Below are 6422 nucleotides of genomic sequence, written 5' to 3'. Positions count from 1 at the left end.
CTCGTTTCTTACGTAACCAAATATCCAATGTATGACCATCTGCATCAATGGCACGATATAAATAGCACCATTTTCCTTTTATTTTAATGTATGTCTCATCAACGCGCCATTTATAATAAACTTTTTTATGCTTTTTCTTCCAAATTTGATACAAAATAGGAGCATATTCTTGAACCCAACGGTAGATCGTTGAATGATGAACGTTAACGCCGCGTTCTCTTAGTATTTCAGATATATCACGATAACTAAGCGCGTATCTTAAGTAATAGCCAACGGCTACAGTTATTACATCTTTATTAAATTGCTTATATCTAAAATAATTCATAGAGAACGCTCCTTTTTTGTTAAAATTATACTATAAAATTAACTTTGCAACAGAACCTATTTATCTCTAGGAATATGGGATAGCATATCATTTAATCTATCGTACTGTACCTTTATAAATGAATGGACAGAAGCATCTCTATCAAGCAATGTTCCGTCTAAATCAAACAAGACTGCTTTAATCATTTTTACCCTCCTAACTATATCATTGTCTTAAAAAATAGTTTTATGCTGAGTCTCCACTTGCATTTGCCTTTCTCCGAAGTAATAGAACGTGTATCCTTTAGCATTAAGCCTTCTGTTCAACCAAGAAATTTCTCTATGCACTCTTCTTCTAAAAGACAGATCTGTGTCATGTCTCCTCTCGAATATTCAATATTAATTACGTGTTCATTTCAACACATGTAATTATTTGGTATAGTACGAGTATAACAAAAAATCTTAATTTTTAGATATTTTATGTAACTAGTTTGTTAGGTATTCATCTCTTTAATAACTCCGAAATAAAATCACATTTCATAAAATTATTGAATTATTATCTACCAATGGAAGCCTTTTGAGTTATATGGCGGATGTATAACTGTTTAGTTTAAACTAATAAAAATGAAATTAGATTTAGAAATTAATTTTAGAAGGAGATATCATTATGAGTGTAGGTGATTGGTTTAGAACATTTCATAATAATGTTTATATGGATTCTAGTACAGTAGATACAGTTGCAAGAAGATACAGGACGATTACAAGGAAAGTAAATTCTGAGTATTGGTTTAGCGAATCTGAGACGAATAATTCATTATATGTCGGGTCATATGGAAGAGCAACCGAAATATATACAAGTGATATTGACATTATTGTTAGTTTACCATGGTCTGTAAAAGAGAGATTCGATAAAAGGATTGGAAATATACAATCACAATTGTTAACAGAAATTAAGGATAAGCTATCACAAACTTACCCAAGTTCCGATCTTTCTTCAGATGGCCAAGTTATAGTTATTTCATTTTCTGATGGAGTAAGATATGAGATAGTTCCTGCATTTAAATATTCTGACGGAAGATTTTGCTATCCTGATACTCATAATGATGGTTCTTGGAAAGTGATGAATCCTAAAGAAGAAATGAATTCTTTCAATTTAAGACATCGTGTCCATAACTATACAATGAAAAAATTTTGTAGAATGATTAGATCTTGGAGAGAGGCTAATAATATTACAATTTCAGGTGAATTGATCGACTCTATTGTATATGATTTCTATTCAAATAACTCTTATACAAACAAGGACCCATTCATATATTTTGATTGGTTAACAAGAGATTTTTTTAAATATCTATCAGTTAATACACATAAAAAATGGTATACGCCCGGAACTTATAGAACTTTAGAAATTAAATATCCCCATATCACAGAAGACAAAGCAGAGGAAGCTTACAATAAATCTTTAGAAGCAATTAAAGATGAAGTTCAATATCCTAATTTGGCAAAAAAAACATGGCGAGAAATATATGGAAATAAATTCTCAAGACGATAAAGAAATCTTAAGATCTTAGATTTAAATATAAGGGAGTCTCAATTGAAATCATAATTTATAAGGAAAATAATAATAGTTCATAAGAATTTACTTCATTTAGCTAATCACCATTACCACTTGAAAATAAGATCAATTAAAATTAAAGTGAAAATTTTATACTTTGGAGGTATGAGTTGAATAAAAATAGTTTATTAAAGTCTATTGCCATAAAGGGATACGATGTAGGATTTGGCGCAAAAAAACACTTCGCTACTTTTGATTTAGTTTCTAAGCTTCCAAATTCAATTGCATTAACTACATTGACAATTGGCGTAATTCAATTGGCTTTCCCTATTCCTGACTTAGCCAATAGAATAATTTCTGTAGGTTTAATATTTATAGGGATAGTAGCTTTATTAATTCATAAATATTTAAGGGATAAAGAGGAGTATAAAGAAGCTGGAATCGAAATTAATAAGATTTATCAAGGTTTGCGTGATCTTTATTTTAAAGTTAAAGGAACCGATGAGAATTCAACTGACGAGATGAAGGAATTAGAAAAGGAATATAAATCACTAATCGAGAGTTTCTATAATACCGGTATTACTGATCAAATAATGTTTAGCGACTGGTACGCTCACTATAAATTCTTTGTTCAATTAGAGACAGACTGGATTGAAGAGCAGAGGAGGTTTACTCGCAAAGATAAAATACCTTTATCTCTAGTATCTCTAATAGCGTGCGGTTTTATACTCATATTAATTATAGTTATTATTTTAATTTTAAATTGTTCATAAAGATTTAGGAGGAAGTATGGGAATCGAGAATGCCTTTGCAGAATTTATTGATGATTTACAAGACATAGACATGGAAGATAAGGATAAGCGCATGAAAAGAATCACTAAAAAGCTTAATAAAGTCTATTACAACGGGAATGAAAGCGAAGAAGAGAACTTCATACTAGTAGGATCATTAGGTCGGCATACAGCTATTAAAGGTGTAAGTGATGTGGATATAGCTTTTGTTTTACCCAATTCAATATATAAGAAGTATAATGATCGTAAAAACAACGGCCAATCTGAATTATTACAAGATATTAAAAAAACACTTTCAGAACTCGCATCTAGAACGATTGTTCGCGGAGATGGGCAAGTTGTTGTTTTAGAGTTCTCAAATTATACGGTTGAATTATGTCCTTACTTTTATAAGGATGAAAATACTTATATTTATCCCAATTCAAATAATGGAGGTAGTTGGAAAACTACTCAACCTATCTTAGAAATAACTGAAAGTGAAAAGATGATGGATGAAACTCACAATAATTATCAAGCAGTATGTAACTTAACAAGAGCATGGAAGAACAAAGTAGGTTTTAAATTTGGAGGACTATTGATTGATACATTAGTGTGTAATTTCTTTAACTCGCATAGTGATTACAAAAATAGTGAATATTATGACTATCCCCAATTATTGAAAGACTTCTTCTATTACTTGAAAAATTTGAATAAAGATCAGAGTTACTGGTTAGCTCTAGGAAGTAATCAAAAAGTATATAATAAGGACGGTCAGTTTGTTTCTAAAGCTAAAAAAGCTTATGACAAAATTATAGACGTTGAAAATAACAGTATAGAGATGCACGAAAAGATGAAAGAATTACTAGGAAGTAAATTTCCCAACCAAATTGAAGAAAGGGTACATAAAAGTTTGTCAGAAGACTACAATTTCGATGACACTGAAGAATACATTGAGGGGCAATATCCTGTCGATATTAGATATAACATGGAAATAAAGTGTGATGTAGATCAAGACGGTTGGAGAAAGACTCCACTAAGAAAATTGAAATTTTTACATGCCAATAAAAAACTTGAGTTTAGTATCGAAGTTCCAGAAGAAGTTAAGGAGCCTTACGAAGTAAAATGGAAAGTTAAAAATATAGGCAGCTTAGCTCGTGAGAAAAATATGATTAGAGGACAAATCATTGATGGAAATAGAGATAAACACACTCATACTGAAACAACTCAGTTCAAGGGACCCCATTTTGTAGAAGCTTATATAATCCTGAACAATACAGTAGTAGCTAAAGATAGAATAAGTGTGCCTATAAATATTTCCAGAAACTAGCATAATCTCATTTATGGTATAGAACTTTAAAGTTCTAGAAGTGACACCTTTAAAAGCAGAAAGATGTGAAAATTACACACTATGACTGCCCTTTTTGGGTAGACCCTAATCATACAAAATGATTTGTTGAAATTATAGCAACTTGTCAATTTACTTGCTATATGAGAATTTTTTAACTTTATAAATAAGAAAGAGAAGTACAAATATTAGTTGTACTTCTCTTTCTTATTTATAAAACAATTTGAATAATCGCAATAATAATTAAAATACTGATGATCCACTTTTGTACAAAACTAGGGACTTTTTTACCTAATTTTAAACCTAACGGAGCGAAAATAATACTCCCTATTATTAAAAATAACGCATCTTCTAAAGGAATGTAACCTTGTATAAGTTTAATGATAAAGGCGCCAATTGAAGATATAAAAGCAATTACTATACTATTAGCAACCACCGTATTCATTGGTAATTTGAATAAAACTAATAATATAGGAATAATAATAAAGGCGCCGCCTGCTCCAACTATACCCGAAATGATGCCAACGAAAAGACCCACAATAACCAATAAAGGCTTATTAAAGGAAGATTGGTCTGAACTAGGTTTTACGTTAATAAACATTAATATTAATGCAAGTAAAGCAATGATAATATACACCATATTTACAAATGTAGCATCAAATAAATTTGCTAGCAAAGCCCCTAACATGCTCCCTGTAATCATACCTCCACTCATATAAATAACTAATGGTGGGGAGAATTCGGTTTTTTTTCGCGCTTTTAATGACCCACTTAAAGTACTGAAAAAGACTTGACTGGAAGTAAGTCCTGATGCGATGTATGCACTGTATGCAGGAACGCCAAATAGTGGTGGTAATAATAAAATGGCCGGATAAATAATGATAGCACCACCTATACCTACTAGGCCCGAAATAAAGCCCCCGAACACCCCAATAAGTAACATCATAATAACAGTTGAAATATCCATTATTTACTTTTTACCAATAAGTTAACGGCTTCATTAATCAATTCTTCAGAATTTTCACCATTATCCTCTGCTGCTTTTACACATTCTATTAAATTTTCACTAATGATAATTCCCATCAAACGTTGGATTGAACTTTTTGATGCACTGATTTGAGTAATGACATCTTTACAATCTTTTTCTTCTTCCATCATTTTAATAACGCCATTGAGTTGTCCTTGTATTCTATTAATACGATTAATCATTTTTTTATCATAATTCATAGTTATTTCCTCCACTTTTAATTGAATAAAGTCATAATAAGGGATAAAAGCAAAAATGTCAAATACCCCCTATGGTATTTGACATAATATAAATGATTAGTTAAGATACCCCTATAGGTATTTATTAGGAGGTTACTATGAATCAATATAACGAAAAGCATATCAATAATTTCAGTAAACAAGAATTAGAAAAATTAGGCGCACAAGGTCAACTGATTGACGTTAGAACACAAGAAGAATTTGAGCTTGCACACATAAATGGTGCGACATTACATCCTGTAGATAAGATTGAATCGTTCAATAAAGATAAAAACACAACCTATTTTGTACACTGTAAAAGTGGTACCAGAAGTGCTAAAGCGAGCGAATATTTAGCTGAACAAGGCTACGACATTGTTAATTTAGACGGTGGCTATAAAGCTTATGAAGCAAAAAACGACGATGATAATACATTCGAAGAAAATACTAATGTAGCAATTAAAGCAGAGCGTAAACAATTTAACTATAGTGGTCTTCAATGTCCAGGTCCAATTGTAAACATCAGTAAAGAAGTGAAAAATATTGAAGTAGGCGAGCAAATAGAGGTTACAGTCACAGATCCTGGATTCCTTAGTGACATTAAAAGCTGGGTCAAACAAACAGGACATACGTTAGTTAAACTGGATGAAGGTAATAATGGAATTAATGCCATTATTCAAAAAGAAAAACCAAAAGACTTGGAAGTGAACCATACTGCCAAAGGTACTACAATTGTGCTATTTAGTGGTGAGTTAGATAAAGCAGTGGCAGCAATGATTATTGCGAATGGTGCTAAAGCTGCAGGAAGAGATGTAACCATCTTCTTTACTTTCTGGGGACTTAACGCGTTGAAAAAAGCGCAAACAGTTAACGTTAAAAAGAAAAGTATCGCAAAAATGTTTGATTTTATGTTGCCAAAAACACCTTTGAAAATGCCACTCTCTAAAATGAATATGTTCGGTTTAGGTAATATCATGATGCGCTACGTAATGAAAAAGAAAAACGTTGATTCATTACCATCACTCATTAATCAAGCGATAGCTCAAGATATTAAATTAATCGCATGTACCATGAGCATGGATGTCATGGGCATTACAAAAGAAGAATTAAGAGATGAAGTTGAGTACGGCGGTGTAGGCACTTATATAGGTGATACTGAAAACGCGAGTCATAATTTATTTATTTAATTAAATCTATCAAAATAAGG

General features: G+C 31.4%; 7 protein-coding genes and 1 pseudogene. 4 read left to right on the top strand and 4 right to left on the bottom strand.

Translation table 11 applies throughout. The features are described from left to right. Together ACP7BT_RS12735 and ACP7BT_RS12730 are read right to left on the bottom strand one after the other, a co-directional pair. On the bottom strand, window positions 1-325 hold a 325-nt coding region (locus tag ACP7BT_RS12735; protein ID WP_426303785.1), incomplete at its 3' end, for an IS6 family transposase. Between the two features lie 59 nt (window positions 326-384). After that, window positions 385-510: pseudogene (locus tag ACP7BT_RS12730) on the bottom strand (HAD family hydrolase); the annotation flags it as partial. A 460-nt stretch (window positions 511-970) separates the two neighbouring features. On the opposite strand from ACP7BT_RS12730, the gene ACP7BT_RS12725 reads away from it, so the two are divergent. The 3 genes from ACP7BT_RS12725 (at window position 971) to ACP7BT_RS12715 (ending at window position 3952) form a co-directional block, all read left to right on the top strand. Next, the gene (locus ACP7BT_RS12725) at window positions 971-1852 is read left to right on the top strand and encodes an SMODS domain-containing nucleotidyltransferase (RefSeq protein WP_041080730.1); all 882 of its coding nucleotides are present in this window, start codon (window positions 971-973) and stop codon (window positions 1850-1852) included. Window positions 1853-2025: 173 nt separating this feature from the next. Then, window positions 2026-2628: an SLATT domain-containing protein gene (locus tag ACP7BT_RS12720; RefSeq protein ID WP_041080731.1), complete on the top strand. Its 603-nt coding sequence runs from the start codon at window positions 2026-2028 to the stop codon at window positions 2626-2628. Between the two features lie 16 nt (window positions 2629-2644). Further along, window positions 2645-3952, top strand: a complete 1308-nt coding sequence (locus tag ACP7BT_RS12715; protein WP_041080732.1) for a nucleotide-binding domain-containing protein — start codon at window positions 2645-2647, stop codon at window positions 3950-3952. Between the two features lie 229 nt (window positions 3953-4181). Here the strand turns inward: ACP7BT_RS12715 and ACP7BT_RS12710 are convergent, their stop codons facing one another. Beyond that, on the bottom strand, window positions 4182-4937 hold the full coding sequence (locus tag ACP7BT_RS12710; protein WP_041080734.1) for a sulfite exporter TauE/SafE family protein: 756 nt from the start codon (window positions 4935-4937) through the stop codon (window positions 4182-4184). Continuing rightward, window positions 4937-5197 (bottom strand): persulfide-sensing transcriptional repressor CstR, encoded by a 261-nt coding sequence (gene cstR / locus ACP7BT_RS12705; RefSeq protein WP_002510747.1) that lies wholly within the window; start codon window positions 5195-5197, stop codon window positions 4937-4939. Before cstR ends, ACP7BT_RS12710 begins: the two co-directional genes overlap by 1 nt. 137 nt (window positions 5198-5334) lie before the next feature. Here cstR and cstA point away from each other — a divergent pair, with 137 nt between their 5' ends. Then, window positions 5335-6402, top strand: a complete 1068-nt coding sequence (gene cstA / locus ACP7BT_RS12700; protein ID WP_041080735.1) for a persulfide response sulfurtransferase CstA — start codon at window positions 5335-5337, stop codon at window positions 6400-6402. The last annotated feature ends 20 nt before the right edge of the window (window positions 6403-6422 follow it).

This window comes from Staphylococcus sp. Y174-1, from assembly GCF_049897865.1.
Classification (GTDB): domain Bacteria; phylum Bacillota; class Bacilli; order Staphylococcales; family Staphylococcaceae; genus Staphylococcus; species Staphylococcus saprophyticus.
The sequence above is the reverse complement of the archived record's forward strand: the minus strand, read 5'-3'. Positions and strand labels throughout refer to the sequence as shown.